Source organism: Enterobacter mori LMG 25706 (genome assembly GCF_000211415.1).
Classification (GTDB): domain Bacteria; phylum Pseudomonadota; class Gammaproteobacteria; order Enterobacterales; family Enterobacteriaceae; genus Enterobacter; species Enterobacter mori.
In genome coordinates this window covers 60,341-76,962 of record NZ_GL890779.1, presented here as the reverse complement: position 1 = coordinate 76,962, position 16,622 = coordinate 60,341, and the positions used below count along the sequence as shown (strand labels likewise).

Annotated in this window: 14 protein-coding genes and 1 pseudogene; 7 read left to right on the top strand and 8 right to left on the bottom strand. The window is 57.5% G+C overall.

Annotated features, from left to right (window positions below; genetic code table 11):
• The 3 genes from ENTMO_RS26700 to iolB all read left to right on the top strand — a co-directional run.
• Positions 1-688, top strand: a 688-nt coding sequence (locus tag ENTMO_RS26700; protein ID WP_010433884.1) for a 2-deoxy-5-keto-D-gluconate 6-phosphate aldolase domain-containing protein, incomplete at its 5' end; no start/stop codon positions are given.
• Between the two features lie 11 nt (positions 689-699).
• Entirely contained in the window at positions 700-1,590 is an 891-nt protein-coding gene (gene iolE / locus ENTMO_RS0117755; RefSeq protein ID WP_010433880.1) for a myo-inosose-2 dehydratase, read from the top strand.
• A 9-nt stretch (positions 1,591-1,599) separates the two neighbouring features.
• Entirely contained in the window at positions 1,600-2,424 is an 825-nt protein-coding gene (gene iolB / locus ENTMO_RS0117750) for a 5-deoxy-glucuronate isomerase (protein ID WP_010433877.1), read from the top strand.
• Positions 2,425-2,478: 54 nt separating this feature from the next.
• Here iolB and ENTMO_RS0117745 read toward each other — a convergent pair whose 3' ends face one another.
• The 3 genes from ENTMO_RS0117745 to ENTMO_RS0117735 are packed head-to-tail and all read right to left on the bottom strand — an operon-like array spanning position 2,479 to position 4,982.
• Positions 2,479-3,222 (bottom strand): alpha/beta fold hydrolase, encoded by a 744-nt coding sequence (locus tag ENTMO_RS0117745; protein WP_010433875.1) that lies wholly within the window; start codon positions 3,220-3,222, stop codon positions 2,479-2,481.
• An 11-nt stretch (positions 3,223-3,233) separates the two neighbouring features.
• Entirely contained in the window at positions 3,234-3,701 is a 468-nt protein-coding gene (locus ENTMO_RS0117740) for a DUF6130 family protein (protein WP_010433873.1), read from the bottom strand.
• Between the two features lie 51 nt (positions 3,702-3,752).
• Complete coding sequence (locus ENTMO_RS0117735) at positions 3,753-4,982, bottom strand: MFS transporter (RefSeq protein ID WP_010433871.1); 1,230 nt, start codon at positions 4,980-4,982, stop codon at positions 3,753-3,755.
• A gap of 97 nt (positions 4,983-5,079) precedes the next feature.
• On the opposite strand from ENTMO_RS0117735, the gene ENTMO_RS0117730 reads away from it, so the two are divergent.
• Entirely contained in the window at positions 5,080-5,970 is an 891-nt protein-coding gene (locus tag ENTMO_RS0117730; RefSeq protein ID WP_010433869.1) for a LysR family transcriptional regulator, read from the top strand.
• Here ENTMO_RS0117730 and ENTMO_RS0117725 read toward each other — a convergent pair.
• Entirely contained in the window at positions 5,967-6,155 is a 189-nt protein-coding gene (locus ENTMO_RS0117725) for a YfgG family protein (protein ID WP_010433867.1), read from the bottom strand. The genes ENTMO_RS0117730 and ENTMO_RS0117725 overlap by 4 nt on opposite strands.
• A 352-nt stretch (positions 6,156-6,507) precedes the next feature.
• Here ENTMO_RS0117725 and ENTMO_RS0117720 point away from each other — a divergent pair, with 352 nt between their 5' ends.
• Entirely contained in the window at positions 6,508-8,748 is a 2,241-nt protein-coding gene (locus tag ENTMO_RS0117720; protein WP_010433866.1) for a bifunctional diguanylate cyclase/phosphodiesterase, read from the top strand.
• 4 nt (positions 8,749-8,752) lie between these two features.
• Here the strand turns inward: ENTMO_RS0117720 and ppx are convergent, their stop codons facing one another.
• The 4 genes from ppx to purM form a co-directional block, all read right to left on the bottom strand.
• Positions 8,753-10,291, bottom strand: a complete 1,539-nt coding sequence (gene ppx / locus ENTMO_RS0117715) for an exopolyphosphatase (RefSeq protein ID WP_010433864.1) — start codon at positions 10,289-10,291, stop codon at positions 8,753-8,755.
• A 3-nt stretch (positions 10,292-10,294) separates the two neighbouring features.
• On the bottom strand, positions 10,295-12,355 hold the full coding sequence (gene ppk1, locus ENTMO_RS0117710; RefSeq protein ID WP_010433862.1) for a polyphosphate kinase 1: 2,061 nt from the start codon (positions 12,353-12,355) through the stop codon (positions 10,295-10,297).
• A gap of 207 nt (positions 12,356-12,562) precedes the next feature.
• Positions 12,563-13,204, bottom strand: coding sequence for a phosphoribosylglycinamide formyltransferase (purN, locus tag ENTMO_RS0117705; protein ID WP_010433861.1), 642 nt, complete (start codon positions 13,202-13,204; stop codon positions 12,563-12,565).
• Positions 13,201-14,238, bottom strand: a complete 1,038-nt coding sequence (gene purM, locus ENTMO_RS0117700; protein WP_010433859.1) for a phosphoribosylformylglycinamidine cyclo-ligase — start codon at positions 14,236-14,238, stop codon at positions 13,201-13,203. Before purM ends, purN begins: the two co-directional genes overlap by 4 nt.
• A gap of 246 nt (positions 14,239-14,484) precedes the next feature.
• Between purM and ENTMO_RS24300 the strand changes: the two are divergent.
• Both ENTMO_RS24300 and ENTMO_RS24295 read left to right on the top strand, forming a co-directional pair.
• Positions 14,485-15,339, top strand: a pseudogene (locus ENTMO_RS24300) (ROK family protein); the annotation flags it as partial.
• A 50-nt stretch (positions 15,340-15,389) separates the two neighbouring features.
• A partial coding sequence (locus ENTMO_RS24295; protein WP_237702337.1) for a 6-phospho-beta-glucosidase occupies positions 15,390-16,622 on the top strand: 1,233 nt, incomplete at its 3' end.

Below are 16,622 nucleotides of genomic sequence, written 5' to 3'. Positions count from 1 at the left end.
GGGTAAAGCCGGTCTGCTGTGCGACGGCACCTTTGGTCAGGACGCGCTGAACGCGATCACCGGGGAAGGGTGGTGGATTGGCCGCCCCATCGAGCTGCCGGGCTCCCGGCCTCTGGAGATGGAGCACGGCAACATCGGCACCCAGCTTATCAGCTGGCCGCAGGAGCACGTGGTGAAGTGCCTGGTCTTTTTCCATCCGGAAGACGCCCACGGCCTGCGCCTGGAGCAGGAGCAGAAAATCGCCGAGGTGTACCACGCCTGCTGCCGGTCCGGGCACGAGCTGCTACTGGAAGTGATCCTGCCCGCCACCATGCCGCGCAGCGACGAGCTCTACCTGCGCGCCATCTCCCGCTTCTACAACCTCGGCATTTACCCGGACTGGTGGAAGCTGCCGCCGCTCTCCGCCGACGGCTGGACGGCGCTGAGCGAGATTATCGAACGCCGGGACCCGCACTGCCGCGGGGTGGTGATCCTCGGCCTGGATGCGCCGGCAGAACAGCTGCGCGCCGACTTTAAAGCCGCAGCAGGGCAGACGGTAGTAAAAGGCTTCGCCGTGGGGCGCACGCTGTTTGGCGATGCCTCCCGCGCGTGGCTGAAACACGATATTGACGATGCGCAGCTGGTGGCGCGCATCCGGGACAACTACCTGCAGCTCATCGCCTGGTGGCGCGAGCGCGGACACGCATAATGGAGACGACAATGAGTGTGCAATTAGGCATTAACCCGCTGACGTGGACGAACGACGATCTGCCTTCTCTCGGCGCGGAGACGTCGCTGGAGACCTGTCTGAGCGAAGGGAAAGAGGCCGGTTTCGCCGGTTTCGAGCTGGGCAATAAGTTCCCGCGCGAAGCGCGCCTGCTCGGCCCCATCCTGCAGCGCCACGGCCTGCAGCTGGTTTCCGGCTGGTACTCCGGCCGCCTGCTGGAGCGCAGCGTGGAGGAGGAGAACGCCGCCGTGCAGTCGCATCTGACGCTGCTGCGCGAACTGGGGGCGAAGGTGCTGGTCTTTGCGGAAGTGAGCGGCTGCATTCACGGCGAGCAGCAGACCCCGGTGCATCTGCGCCCGCGCTTCCCGCAGGCGCGCTGGAAGGAGTATGGCGAGAAGCTCACCGAATTTGCCCGCTACACCCAGCAGCAGGGCGTGCAGATTGCCTACCATCACCATATGGGCACGGTGATTGAGTCTGCCGACGACGTGGACAACCTGATGAGCCACACCGGCGACGCGGTGGGGCTACTGCTGGATACCGGTCATCTGACCTTTGCCGGGGCCGATCCGCTGGCGGTGGCGCAGCGCTGGGCGTCGCGCATCAACCACGTTCACTGCAAAGACGTGCGCGCCGACGTGCTGGCGGACGTGAAAAACCGCAAAACCAGCTTCCTCGATGCGGTGCTGAGCGGCGTGTTTACCGTGCCGGGCGACGGCTCTGTGGATTACCCGCCGATTATGCGGCTGCTGAAGGCGCAGGACTATCACGGCTGGCTGGTGGTGGAGGCCGAGCAGGATCCGGCGATTGCCCATCCGCTGACCTACGCCCGTCTGGGGTACAGCAACCTGAGCCGCCTGGCCCGCGATGCCGGACTGATTTGAGGAGGGGACATGTCACGTCTGTTATCACGCTGGCAACAGCCGAACGCGGAGGGGCGGACCCAGTCCGTCACGCCGGAACGCGCGGGGTGGGGATATGTTGGCTTTGAGGCGTATGAGCTGCAGGAGGGGCAGCAGCTGACGCTGCCCGCGGTCAGCGAAGAGCGCTGCCTGGTGCTGGTCGCCGGACGCGCCTCCATCAGCACGCCTTCCGCGCAGTTTAACGACATCGGCGAGCGGATGAGCCCGTTCGAGCGCATCAAGCCGTGGGCGGTTTACGTCACCCCGCAGGAGACGGTCCAGGTGAAGGCGCTGACGAAGCTGGAGTTGGCGGTCTGCGCCGCCCCCGGCAAAGGCACGTACCCTACGCGGCTGATTGCCCCGCAGGATATCGAGGGTGAGGCGCGCGGCAAAGGCCACAACCAGCGCTACGTGCACAACATTCTGCCGGAAGACAAACCCGCCGACAGCCTGCTGGTGGTGGAGGTGTGGACCAGTGAGGGCTGCACCAGTTCGTATCCGAGCCATAAGCACGACACGGATAACCCGCCGCAGGAGACCTACCTGGAAGAGACCTACTACCATCGCCTCAACCCGGAGCAGGGGTTCTGCATGCAGCGCGTTTACACCGACGACAGAGCGCTGGATGAGTGCATGGCGGTCTATAACCGCGATGTGGTCATGGTGCCGAAGGGCTACCATCCGGTGGCGACGATGGCCGGGTATGACAGCTATTACCTCAACGTGATGGCCGGGCCGATGCGCAAATGGATGTTCACCTGGGAGGAGGACCACGCGTGGATTAATCGGGATTATCCCGCGGAGAGGGGCGGCTGAGGCTGTTTGTTGCCGGGTGGCGCTGCGCTTACCCGGCCTACAATTCGCAAAAAATTACTTTGCTTCAATCGCCTGCTCAATCGTCCGGGCAACGATCTGCGGCTGGCTCACCATCGACACGTGGCTCGCCGCCACCTCGGTGGTTTTCGCGTGGATCGTCTTCGCCATCGCGCGTTCAAGCGCCGGGTTGATCATCCGGTCATTCTGACTCACCACATACCAGCTCGGTTTGTTGTGCCACGCGGCGCGAGTCACTTTTTCTGCGAAAGCTTCGCCCTTTATTGGCCCCTGCGTGGCCGCAATGGTCTGTTGTTCACCCGGTTTCACGTCAGGCGCGAAATCCTTCCTGACGGCGTCCGTTGGCAGATATAAATAGCCCTCCGACGTTTTGGCAATGTCCGTGCTGCCCGGCGGCGCGGGGAAGCTTCCTGCCAGATCCGCCGTCGACTGCCCGGAATCCGGCGCAAATGCCGCCACGTAAACCAGCGATTTTACCCGCGCATCGTTGCCCGCCTCGCTAATCACGGTGCCGCCCCAGGAGTGGCCTACCAGCACCACATCCCCCTGGGCGCGGGCGATGGCCCGCCGGGTGGCGGCTACGTCATCTTTTAGCGACGTGAGCGGCAGCTGCACGGCAATGACCTCTGCGTGCTGTTTCTGCAACAGGGTAATCACCTTATTCCAGCTGCTGCCGTCGGCAAACGCGCCGTGCACCAGCACAACGCTGGTTTTACTCTCCGCAAAGGCGCTGGCGGACAGCGCCAGCAGGCCTGCCGTCAGTACAGTCAGTGCTTTCATTCTGGGGCTCCTTAAAAATGGTGGACCGCCGCGTGGGGCGGGACGGTGAATTCAATGGTTTTGTGGTCGAGCGGCTTATGCGTCGGGTCGGCCAGAATAATCGTCACCTTGTGCTTACCGGCGGGCAGCCCCACCAGGATCACCGGCTCTCCGCTGGCGTCAGCCCAGTGCCACGGCGCGCCGTCCACCACCACGTGAATGTGCCCGATGCGCGGGGTGACCTTGAGCGCTTCGGGGCCGAATACCGGCTCGATGCGCAGGTTTTCGGCCCGGTACTGAATAAACACCGCGCCTTTGCTTAGCGGCCCGGCAAGCGGCGGATCGACGATCAGTTTTGCGGGCGGTTGCGGCTGTGCCAGCGGGGCAACGGCGGCGGGGCCGTTAACGTCCGCGGCGCTCAGGTTGTCCAGCGGTGTGGCCCGGGCATGTGCTACAGATGCCAGGGCAAGCAGGGGGAATATTGCATAGCGACGAATCATCAGGTTCTCTCCTCATCGGTTCTGAATGGCGACAGGGAAAGAAAACCATTTTTATGTATCGGAGATATTTGCCGGAGGCGGTGTTTTGTACCCGTTTGTCAGCGTGGTGCTCTGGATACAGTGCGATACAGTTTGCCTGCCGGGACGGCGCACAATCGCTATCGCCAGCCCGGCAATCACCAGCGTCAGCCCCGTTGATACCCACATTGCTCCCGCGATCCCCAGCGTTTTATTCAGCCACGCATAGGCAAACGGTGAGGCTGCCGCCATCAGCTGGCCGGGGATAAGCAGCATGCCGGTACGGCGGGCATAGCTTTCGGTGCTAAACAGTTCCAGCGGCAGCGTGGCTTTCACGATGGTGACCAACCCGTTGATGGCACCGTAACCCAGCACAAACCCGGCTGCGCACCAGACAAACTGGGAACTGCTTAGCCCAACCAGAAAGCTGAGCGGCATGGCGAGCGCGGTGAAAAGCGTGAGTTTGAAGGGGGTTAAGCGGGCCCCCGCCAGCACTTCCAGCGAGCGAGCAGCCGTCTGGCCTATCCCCCACAGCATGCCGATGGCGACCGGCAGGCCGAAGTGGGTGATAAACTCCGGCAGATGGGTAGAGGTGCCGTTAGAGACAAAGGTGATAAGGGCAATGAAGGCGGCATAAAGCCAGCCGTTACGTTGTTCATTGCTCTGAAGCGGCGCGGTGGTTTTCGCGGTTACCGTCAACCGCTGGTGGGGAAGCGAAAGAATCAGCGTCGCGCTCAGCAGGCCGAAGAGAGCATAGACGTGTAGCGCTTCCTGCCAGCTCATCACCTGAAGCAGACCATCGCCCAGCGGCCAGAAGACGGCGGAGGCCAGCCCGCCCGCCAGCGTGACGCGTGAGATAGTTCTTCGCGCCTGCTGTCCGTAGAGATTCACCAGCGCGGCGAATAGTGCATCGTACAGCGACAGGCGCATCCCTATACCGGTGACCAGCCATGCGCAATACCAGCCAGACAGCGTCTGGGTATAGGCCATACCCGCGCAGCTAGCGGCAATCAGCAGCGTGCCGCTCATGACCACCTTCTGACCGCCAAAGCGCACCAGCAGGCGGGCGACAAACGGCGAAACCACCGCCATCACCAGCATCGCCAGCGTCAGGCCAAGGTAAATCTGCGGTGACGACCAGCCCCGGTCAGCTGAAATCGCCAGCGCTAAAGTGCCGGGCATATAAAACGAGATCCCCCAGTTGATGAGTTGATTGCACCCGGCAGCGAGGGCAAGGTGGCGAGGCAGGGTAGGTGTTTCCATTGTCTTTCATTCCGTTATGCAGTTGTCCAGAGCATAGCGAGCGCGGTATTGTGCTGGCAGGTCAGCAACCTTATGCGCGGTATAAGAGAAACTTTGAATGACGACGCTTAATCTGGGCTATCTCGCCACGTTCCGTCTGGTGATCCAGCGCGGCAGCTTTTCAGCGGCGGCGGATGTGCTGGGCATTTCCCAGCCCGCCGTCAGTCTGCAAATACGCCAGCTGGAGCAGTTTCTGCAAACGCGTCTGGTGGAGCGTACGGGGCGGGGGATTAAAGCAACGGCTGCCGGGCAGGCATTGCTGATACACGGTGAGCGCATTGAACAGGCAGTCGATGAAACCCTTCGTTCCGTTAGCGCGTTCAATCACGACGTCAGCGGCACCATAACGTTTGGCACGGGCGCGACCGCCTGTATTCATCTTCTGCCGCCATTGCTGCAGCAACTGCGCAGTGACTATCCGCTTTTACGCGTAGGCGTGACGACGGGCAATACGCTCGATATTGTTCGCGCTATTGAAGAAAATCGACTCGATATGGGACTGGTGACGCTGCCCGTCAGCGGGAGAGCGCTAGACGTGATGCCGGTGATGGACGAAGAATTCGTGTTTATCGCGTCGCAGGCGCAGCAGGCGATGTTTACAGACTTAAGGCCTGATGCACTCCATACGCTACCGCTGATTGCCTTTGAGTCGGGCAGCGGAACCCGGGCATTGATTGACGGCTGGTTTGAGGCAAGTGGCTTAACGATTGCACCGGCTATGCAGCTCGGCAGCATTGAGGCTATCAAACGGATGGTGCGTTCGGGGCTTGGCTACAGCATCGTGCCGAAAATGGCGGTGGAGCAGAAGGCAGACCGTGAAGGATTATGCGTCAGTTCTCTCTCACCCGTACTGCAACGGCAGCTGGCTGTGGTGATGCGTCAGGATAAGATCCTTAGCAAAGGAATTTCAGGCATTATTCGGATCCTGCAACAGCATCCGGAACGCTAGCGTTCGGGCGTTTCGACGGCCAGGCTGGTTTGCTGCGACTGGATTTTGTCCTGGTGGTGATACCAGGCGCCGATGGAGGAGTAAACAAAGCGGCCAAAGAAAAACAGGAAGCTGATGAGCAGTATGATGCGGGTCATCCGGGTGTTAAATCGGTGTCGTTTGTGCATACGCGTGGCCTGACTCACTGTGTTTTTCCTGGGTATACCCTTCCGGGCGATGCGGATATTAAGGCACAGCGGGAAGAAAGGGTCAATTCTGCGATGTGTAAATAACCGTCAATGTTTACATTAATTCATGTTATTAAAAATAATATATCTATTTATCGTATTGATAAGTTCAGGAAAAAGAGCCTAAAAAATCATAAGAAAGGTTTATTTGAATAAATTAGTTTGATTTATGTCAACGGTTTCCCTGCGCCGATAATTAAAATCCTTCCTCCACTGCGTCCGTTCCGTACATTGCCGGACGACGAGTATGTCAGGTTGGATGCCTGTCTTCTTATACCCTCTGGAACGAAAGGGTTTTAAACGGGCATCTATGAAAATTCTCCCTATCCTGAAAAAAAATAAAGATCGCTGGTGGGCTCTGCCGTTTATATTACCCATCGCGCTGTTGCCTGTTATCAGTGTGGTAAATACTTTCGCGCAACTGGGCGATGGTATTGTGACGCTCTACTATTTGCCTCTCTTTTTCCTGCTTTCACTGATGATGTTTTTTGGTCTGGAAGCCCTTCCCGGGATCGTGTTAGCGCTGTTTTTCCGTTACTACGCGTCTGTTGGGATGTTTGAAACGGTCGCCGGGATTTTCCATTTTATCATCCCTTTAGTGCTCAGCTGGGGCGGTTACCGCGTGTTTGCCCCACGACGCAATATGACGGCCTATGGGGATATACGGCTGATGGCGCAGCGCATTTTCTGGCAGGTTTTCTGCCCGGCAACACTGTTTTTGCTGCTGTTTCAGTTTGCGGTTTACCTTGGCATCTATGAGAGCCGTCAGAGTCTTGCGGGATTAAACCCCCTTAACATACGAACGCTCATTAGCTATCAGGCGCTGCTGGTCAGCGGACTGACCGGCGTTCCGCTGAGCTATCTGCTCATCCGCCTGATACGCCATCCTCGCTACATTCACGGGCTGATGTCCCAAATCCGCGCCCAGATAGACAAAAAAGTGACGGCCGTTGAGCTGGTGATTTGGGCTATGGCACTGGTTGGGCTGCTTTCGCTGCTGCTGCAGCCGATGAATGAAAACAGCTCAATTTTCAGCACCAACTACACCTTATCGCTACTGATGCCCGTGATGCTCTGGGGAGCAATGCGTTTTGGCTATAAGCTGATGTCGATAATCTGGACGCCGGTGCTGCTGGTGTCGATTCACTTTTTCTACCACTACATTCCGCTGCACCAGGCCTATGACATTCAGCTGGCCATCACCTCATCCAGCTATCTGGTCTTTTCGTTTGTGGTGATTTATATGTCGATGCTGGCGACTCGCCAGCGTGCCGTGAATACGCGTTCCCGCAGGCTGGCGCTGCTCGACCCGGTGGTGCACATGCCCAACCTGCGCGCGCTGTCGCGCGAGCTTGCTAAAAACCCCTGGTCGGCGCTGTGCTTGCTGCGCATCCCGGAACTGGAAGTGCTGGGGCGCAACTACGGTGTGCTGCTGCGCATTCAGTACAAGCAGCAACTGGCGCACTGGATTAATGGCACGCTTCAGCACAATGAGCGGGTCTATCATCTGACCGGTTGCGACCTGGCGGTGAGGCTCAACGCCGAGTCGCATCAGCAGCGTATTGATACTCTGGATGAACATATCAAGCAGTTCCGCTTTCTCTGGGACGGCATGCCCTTGCAGCCTCAGGTGGGCGTCAGCTACTGCTATGTCCGCTCTCCGGTTAACCATCTTTATCTGGTTCTGGGGGAATTGGGCGTTGTTGCCGATCTGTCGCTCTCGACTAACCACCCTGAGAATCTCCAGCAGCGTGGTGCCGTACATTTACAGCGCAGCCTGAAAGATAAAGTCGCGATGATGAGCCGCCTGCAAAATGCGCTCGATAAAAACGCGTTCGCTCTGATGGTTCAGCCCGTTCGCGGCCTGCGCGGCGATTGCTATCATGAAGTGCTGCTCAGGATGCCAGACGAGAACGGGGAATTAATTTCTCCCGATCGGTTCCTGCCCGTCGCGCAGGAGTTTGGGCTGTCATCACGCGTCGACCTGTGGGTACTGGAACATACGCTACGCTTCCTGGCAGAGCATCGTGACAGGCTGCCCGGTCAACGCTTTGCCATTAATCTGGCCCCTCCAACCGTGTGCAGGGCGCAGTTTCCGCTCGAGGTGAGCCGCCTGCTGACACAATACGCCGTGGAGGCGTGGCAACTGATCGTTGAAGTGACAGAGTGCAGCACTTTCGGCAGCGCGCAGCAGGCGGAACAGACCCTCAGACAGCTGCAAAAAATGGGGGTGCGCATTGCAATTGATGATTTTGGAACCGGCTACGCGAGCTATGCGCGGCTGAAAAGCGTGGACGCCGACATTCTCAAAATCGACGGCAGCTTCATTCGCAACATCGTCAACAACAGTCTGGATTATCAGATAGTGGCGTCGATTTGCCATCTGGCGCGAATGAAGAACATGCTGGTGGTGGCGGAGTATGTAGAAACTGAAGAGATACGTAGCGCGGTGCACGCGCTAGGTATCGATTATGTACAGGGCTATCTGATCGGCAAGCCGGTTGCACTTGAATCCTTGCCTGAAGAAGAGGCGTCTCAGGCAGACGCCTGAGACATTACGCCGCGACGTCGGCGCTCTCTTCTTCAATTTTGAGCAGCCAGCCGGTGACCGCTTCCCAGTATTGCTGCTCTTTTTCCAGATCCAGCAGTACCAGCGCGTTCTGGCTAAACCAGTCGTGCGGGAAGCTCAGCGTCCAGTGGTGGTCGTCTGTTTTCAGTTTTAACGTTGGGGGCGTCGTCGTTGCCTGACGCTGGTTATTCAGCAGCACGCCCAGGCGCAGCAGCTGAATAAGCGGCAGGAACTGCTTTTTCTTGAACAGCGTGAAGCGCGGCAGATCGTCGAGCTTGATGGCTTTACGGTGGTAGCGCACCAGGGTGGCCATCATGGTCTGCTGTTCCTGGTTGAAGCCGGGCAGATCGCTGTTTTGCAGAATATAGGCCGAATGGCGATGCATCCCGCTGTGATTGATGTTCAGCCCCACTTCGTGCAGCATCGCGGCCCATTTCAGCAGGGCGGCAAGTTGCGGATGTGCCAGCTTCGGATTCTGCTCCTGCCACTGATCGTAAATCTGCTCCGTGGTTTCCAGTACGCGCTTCGCCTGCTCGCGGTCGATGTTGTACTGGTTCGCCAGGCTCTGCGCGGTGCGGCTGCGAATGTCCTGATGGCGGAAGCGGCCCTCCATCTCGTACAGCACGCCTTCACGCAGCGCGCCGTCAGAAAGACGCAGCTCCTTAATCGCCAGCGCATCAAACACGCCGCACAGGATCGCCAGCCCCGGTACGAAGACCGATTTCCGCTCATCGGACAGGCCTGGCAGGCTCAGGGCATCGAAGCTTTTATGCTTCAGCACTTCTTCGGTGAGCAGAACCAGACGCTCAGGGGTAATAATTCCGTCTTTTTCACCCATTGCCAGCAGCACTTCATGGGCGGCTTTAATCGAGCCGGATGCACCCAGCGCCACGTTCCAGCCCTGAATGCGATACTGCCACGCCAGGTTTTCCAGCTTCTGGATGGCGGCCATGCGCGCGCGCTGGAAGTTTTCGCGGGTTATGGCGCCGCCCGGGAAATACATCTGCGCGAAGCTGACGCAGCCCATGCGGCGGCTTTCCACCAGACGCGGCTCGAAGTCTTCTCCAATCACCAGCTCCGTTGAGCCGCCGCCGATGTCGATCACCAGCTTGCGGCCTTTCTCCGGCTGCGTATGCTCCACGCCCATAAAAATCAGACGCGCTTCTTCGTTACCGGAAATAATCTCAATCGGGTAGGGGATAACCTTCTCTGCGCGCTTGAGAAACTCCGGCGCATTCAGCGCCTGACGCAGCGTATGCGTTCCCACAATGCAAACGCTGGAGGGGGAAAAACCCTGCAGGCGTTCCGCAAACAGCGACAGGCAGTTTAAGCCGCGCTCCATCGCCTCTTCGCTGAGCATGCTGCGCGCGTCCAGGCCATCGGCCAGATGCACGCGTTGCTTCAGACGACCGATGATCTGTAACGCACCATCTACCTCACGGGCGATGACCATGTGGAAACTGTTTGAACCAAGATCGACCGCGGCGAACTCCTGCGGTCGTGGCGTATTATCATTTATCGGCATAGGTTAATCGGGTTGCTCGAGTGATTTGATGTAATCGTAAATCGCCAGCTGCGACCGCACTTTTCGGCGATTGCCGCGCGGTACGTAGCGATTACTGAGTTCTTTGTCGATATAACGTGCTTTCACCGTATCGCTAAACAAAATCTCGATAATATCGAGGATCTGCTGTTTCAGGCGCGGGTCCAGCAGCGGAGCCGCGACTTCAATTCTGTAATCAATATTGCGCGTCATCCAGTCTGCAGAAGAAAGATAAACCCGCTTGTCGCCTGCATTATCGAAAATGTAGATCCGGTCATGTTCCAGATAGCGGTCAACGATGCTGATCACGCGAATATTGTCGCTGATACCTTCCAGTTCCGGGATCAACGAACACATACCACGAATCAACAGATTAACCGGAACGCCGGAGCTGGATGCCGCATACAGTCTGTCCACCAGTCCTTTATCAACGAGGTTGTTGAGCTTCAGCGTGATGCCCGACGACAAGCCGTTCTGCGCGTTGGCGATCTCTTTGTCGATCATATCGTACAGCAGGCGGCGCGAGTTCTGCGGTGACACCAGCAGGTAGTCGAAGTTGACCGGACGATACGGGTTCTCGATAAAGTTGAATACCCGACGCACTTCGTTGGTGATGCGCGCATCGGCGGTTAAGAGCGAGTAGTCGGTATAAATACGCGCGGTTTTCTCGTTAAAGTTCCCGGTACCGATGTGGGCGTAACGCACCACGTCGTCACCTTCTTTACGGGAGATCAGGAACAGTTTGGCGTGAATTTTCAGCCCCGGAGCGGAGAAGATAACGTGCACGCCCGCTTCCGTCAGACGACGCGCCCAGTGGATGTTCGCCTCTTCGTCAAATCGTGCCTGCAGCTCGACCACGACCGTCACTTTCTTGCCGTTGTGCGCCGCGTGGATCATCGCGTCGATGATGCGGGAATCTTTTGCTACGCGGTAAATGTTGATTTTGATCGCCAGCACGTTCGGGTCGAACGACGCCTGACGCAGCAGTTCCAGCACGTGTTCAAAGGTGTGGTACGGATAGTAAAGCAGGACATCGCGCTCGCGGATGGCGTCGAATCCGTTACGGAATTTATCGAACCAAAGATGGCGCAGGCGCGGCAGTGGTTTGTTCACCAGATTGGCTTTGCCGACGTTCGGGAAGCCAATAAAGTCTTTAAAGTTGTGGTAGCGCCCGCCGGGAATGATCGAGTCGTAGCGGGAGATGGTCAGCTTCTCGCGCAGCATTTCGACCATCGCGTCAGGCATATCGCGCTGATAGACAAAGCGGACCGGCTCGGCCGTCAGACGTTGCTTGAGGCTCGAGGACATCAGCTCCATCAGGCTGGCTTCCATCTCGTGCACCAGGTCATATTCGGCGTCGCGGGTCATCTTCATCGAATAGGCATTTAACGCATCGTAATCGAAGAAGCCTTTGAAGATATCGTCCAGGCAGTAGCGCAGGATGTTATCCAGCAGGATCATCGGCTTGCGACGGCGCGGGGTTTCCGGCGGCAGGTTCACAAAGCGCGGAACCTTATCGGACGGGATCTCCAGCAGCGCGTAGCTGATATTCTCACCGCGAATAATTTCGACCGCCAGATAGGTATAATCGTCCTTCAGGAACTGGACCAGATCGGTTTCGCGGTTAATCAGAATAGGGGTGATGTGCTGGCGCAGATAGTGTTTAAAGTAGTGGCGCAGCCAGGTCTGTTGGTTGGCGGAGAGCTGGCGTTCGTTAATCAGAAAGATTTGGTTGCGCGCCATTTCCAGCAGCAGCTCGTTGTAGAGGCCATCAAATTCCTGATCGGCTTTCATGACGCGAGACTGGATTTTTCCAAGCAGATGGCGCGAGTGGGAATTTAACCCCTGCTCTTCGCTGATGATGATCCGCCGCTTCAGTTCGGCAAAGCGAACCTTGTAGAACTCATCCAGGTTGTTGGAATAAATGCCCAAAAAACGCATACGCTCGATCAGCGGGTTACTTTTGTCTGCCGCTTCCTGGAGTACACGCTCGTTGAATGCTAACCAGCTTAGCTCTTTCTCGATATATAACTTTTCCTGACCCATTACAGCTCACACTCCAGTTCAATCACAGGACGTGGTAAATCCGTCTCGTCCTTATTATGGCGAGCATTTCCACGATATGTCCAACAGTGCCAGAAAAGTATGACAGTTATTTTTTTTGTTGGGGAATTTAGAGGGTTGGAGAAGGGAATATCGGGTAATGCAATGTACAGGTCGGGTAAGCGCAGCAGCGCCACCCGACATAACAAACTACTCTTCGGCCGCATAACCCTGCGGGGGTAACTTCACGCCGTCCAGCCAGGCTGCGCCGTCGCGCATCTCCAGACGCCCCTCAACAAACCAGCTTACCACCAGCGGGTAAATGGCATGTTCCTGGGTCTGTACGCGTTCGGTTACGTCGTCTTCGTTGTCGCCGTCAAAGACCGGCACTTTGGCCTGCAGGATCACCGGGCCGCCGTCCAGTTCGTCGGTCACGAAATGGACAGAGGTGCCGTGCTCCTCGTCGCCGTTTTCCAGCACCTGACGATGGGTGTGCAGGCCGGGATATTTCGGCAGAAGAGAAGGGTGAATATTCAGCAGACGTCCGGCGAAGTGTTCGACAAATGCCGGGCTCAGGATACGCATGTAACCCGCCAGCACCACCACGTCCGGCGCGTAGGCATCGATCTCCTGCACCAGCTCGCGGTCAAAGGCTTCACGCCCGGCGAACTGGCTGGCTTCCAGCGCGTGCGCAGGAATGTTCGCTTCCCGCGCGCGCTCAAGGCCGAACGCGTCGGCCTTGTTGCTGAAGACTGCCCGAATGGTGCCATTGATTTTCTTCTGTTTGCAGGCGTCTATGATTGCCTGCAAATTGCTTCCGTTGCCGGAAATGAGCACCACGATGTTTTTCATTCAGTGACCACACGCTGTTCGGAATCGGAAGCTTTGATCGTACCGATTTTCCACGCGTTTTCACCTTTTTCAGTCAGCAGATTAACGGCTTTATCCGCTTCGCTTGCCGGCAGGGCGATAACCATACCCACGCCGCAGTTAAAGGTGCGGTACATTTCGTGAGAGCTCACGTTGCCTGCGGTCTGCAGCCAGTTGAAGACGGCTGGCCACTGCCATGAGGATTCGTCGATCACCGCCTGGGTGTTATCCGGCAGAACGCGCGGGATGTTTTCCCAGAAGCCGCCGCCGGTCAGGTGAGCAATGGCGTGAACGTCGACGCTCTCGATCAGTTCCAGCACGTTTTTCACATAGATGCGGGTCGGTGCCAGCAGGTGGTCAGCCAGCGGTTTACCGTCCAGCTCGGTGGTCAGCGGGTCGCAGCCGCTCACTTCGAGGATTTTACGTACCAGGGAATAACCGTTTGAGTGCGGACCGCTGGAGGCCAGCGCGATCAGCATATCGCCGTCGGCCACTTTGCTGCCGTCGATAATTTCTGATTTTTCTACTACGCCGACGCAGAAGCCTGCGACGTCATAATCTTCACCGTGGTACATGCCCGGCATTTCCGCGGTTTCGCCGCCGACCAGCGCACAGCCGGACTGCAGGCAGCCTTCGGCGATACCGCTAATCACGCTGGCTGCGGTGTCCACATCCAGTTTGCCGGTCGCGTAGTAATCGAGGAAGAACAGCGGCTCTGCGCCCTGTACCACCAGATCGTTCACGCACATCGCGACCAGATCGATACCGATCGTGTCGTGACGTTTTAAATCCATCGCCAGGCGCAGTTTGGTGCCTACACCGTCAGTTCCCGAGACCAGAACAGGTTCACGATATTTTTGCGGCAGTGCGCACAGCGCGCCGAAGCCACCCAGGCCACCCATCACTTCCGGGCGGCGGGTTTTCTTCACCACACCTTTGATTCGGTCAACCAGCGCATTACCTGCGTCAATATCAACACCGGCATCTTTGTAGCTGAGAGAAGTTTTGTTGGTCACGGCTTAAATCCCCACGCGATTGCATAGCTAGTAAGAAAAATCGGCGCAATTCTAACAGTCCAGGCAAACGTTTGCGAGCCTATTCTCGGCGAGAGGATCTTTTTTTCTGCTGCGGCTCTGATGGTATGCAAACTTGATACTGTTCACGAAAATGAAACCGGTTTCGGCGATCTGCTTGCAAGCGGTTTACTGAATGAACATCATGAACTGAAACCGGTTTCAGTTTCATTCAGGAGGGATGAAATTATGAGCATCGCCGCATTTGATATTGGTGGCACCGCATTAAAAATGGGTATCGTGACAGCGCAGGGAGAGTTGCTGCGCAGAGATAAGGCCGTCATTAAGAACAGTGACGGTGAGGCCATCCTTTCGCAGATGCTGAGCTGGGTGGCGGCACATCCCGGGATTGAAGGGATCGCCGTCAGCGCGCCGGGGTATGTGAATCCGCATACCGGGTTTATCGACATGGGCGGGGCGATTCGCCGCTTCGACCAGTTCGCAATGAAAGCCTGGCTCGAGGCGCAGACGGGGTTACCGGTCAGTGTTGAGAATGACGCCAACTGCGTGCTGCTGGCGGAACGCTGGCAGGGCAAGGGCAGGGATATCGACAACTTTCTGGTATTGACCATCGGCACCGGGGTCGGCGGGGCGATTTTCTGCAACGGCAGGCTGGTTCACGGGGCGCGTTTCCGCGCCGGGGAATTCGGTTACATGCTCACGGAAAGGGCGGACTCACGCCGCGTTGCCCGCCACTCCATGAATGAAAACTGCACGTTACGCACCCTTCGCAAGCGTTACGCCGATTTTAACGGACTGGCGCTTGATGACGTCACCGGCGAAGCCATTTTTGACGGTTATGACGCAGGCGACGCCGCGTGCCGCCGCCTGGTGGATGATTTTCTCAATGGCATTGCGACAGGCCTCTACAACCTGGCGAATGTTTTCGATCCGCAGACCATTTTCATTGGCGGCGGAATTGCGGAGCGGCCCGGGTTTATGGCTTTGCTTCGTACCCATCTCACGTGGTTTGGCATCGCGGATATCGCCGACGTTGTTAGCCACGGCAACCGCGCTGGCTTAATTGGCGCGGTTCACCCATTTCAGACAGCAGTATCCGTCAGCAATCCGCAACATCGAATGAGGGAAAGAGTATGTCAGGATTTAAATCAGGTTTTCTGTGGGGCGGCGCGGTTGCCGCACATCAGCTGGAAGGTGGCTGGAAAGAGGGGGGCAAAGGGGTTAGCGTTGCCGATGTGATGACCGCAGGCGCGCACGGCGTGCCGCGTGAAATCACCAACGGCGTGCTGTCGGGGAAAAATTACCCTAACCACGAAGCCATCGATTTCTACCATCGCTATAAAGAAGACATCAAACTCTTTGCCGAGATGGGCTTCAAATGTTTCCGTACCTCTATTGCCTGGACGCGTATCTTCCCGAAAGGCGACGAGCTTGAGCCTAACGAGGCAGGCCTGAAATTCTATGACGATCTGTTCGACGAGTGCCTGAAGCACGGTATCGAACCGGTGATTACGCTTTCCCACTTCGAGATGCCATTCCACCTGGTCACCGAATACGGCGGCTGGCGCAACCGAAAGCTAATCGACTTCTTCGTGCGCTTCGCAAAAGTGGTGTTCCAGCGCTACCAGCATAAGGTGAAGTACTGGATGACCTTTAACGAGATCAACAACCAGGCTAACTTCCACGAAGACTTTGCGCCGTTCACCAACTCCGGGCTGAAGTACGCGCCGGGCGAAGACCGCGAGCCGGTGATGTTCCAGGCCGCGCACTATGAGCTAGTGGCCAGCGCCCTGGCGGTGAAGGCGGGACGCGAGATTAACCCGTCGCTGCAGATCGGCTGCATGATTGCCATGTGTCCTATCTATCCGCTGACCTGCGCGCCGGACGACATGATGATGGCGATGAACGCCATGCACCGCCGCTACTGGTTCACCGACGTGCACGTGCGCGGCAGGTACCCGCAGCATCTGCTCAACTACTTCGAGCGTCGCGGCTTCGCATTGGATATTACCGAAGAAGATAAAGCGGCGCTGACGCAGGGGTGCGTGGACTACATCGGGTTCAGCTACTACATGTCCTTCGCCACTAAGGCGACGGCGGACAACCCGCAGCTGGACTACGACGAGAGCAAAAGCCTGGTCTCTAACCCGTATGTGCAGAAATCCGACTGGGGCTGGCAGATTGACCCGGTGGGGCTGCGTTACTCCCTGAACTGGTTCTGGGATCACTATCAGCTGCCGCTGTTTATCGTTGAAAACGGCTTTGGCGCGATCGACGTGCAGGAGAGCGACGGCACCGTTAACGATCAGTACCGTATTGATTACCTCGCCGCGCATATCAGCGAGATGAAAAAAGCGGTGGTGGAA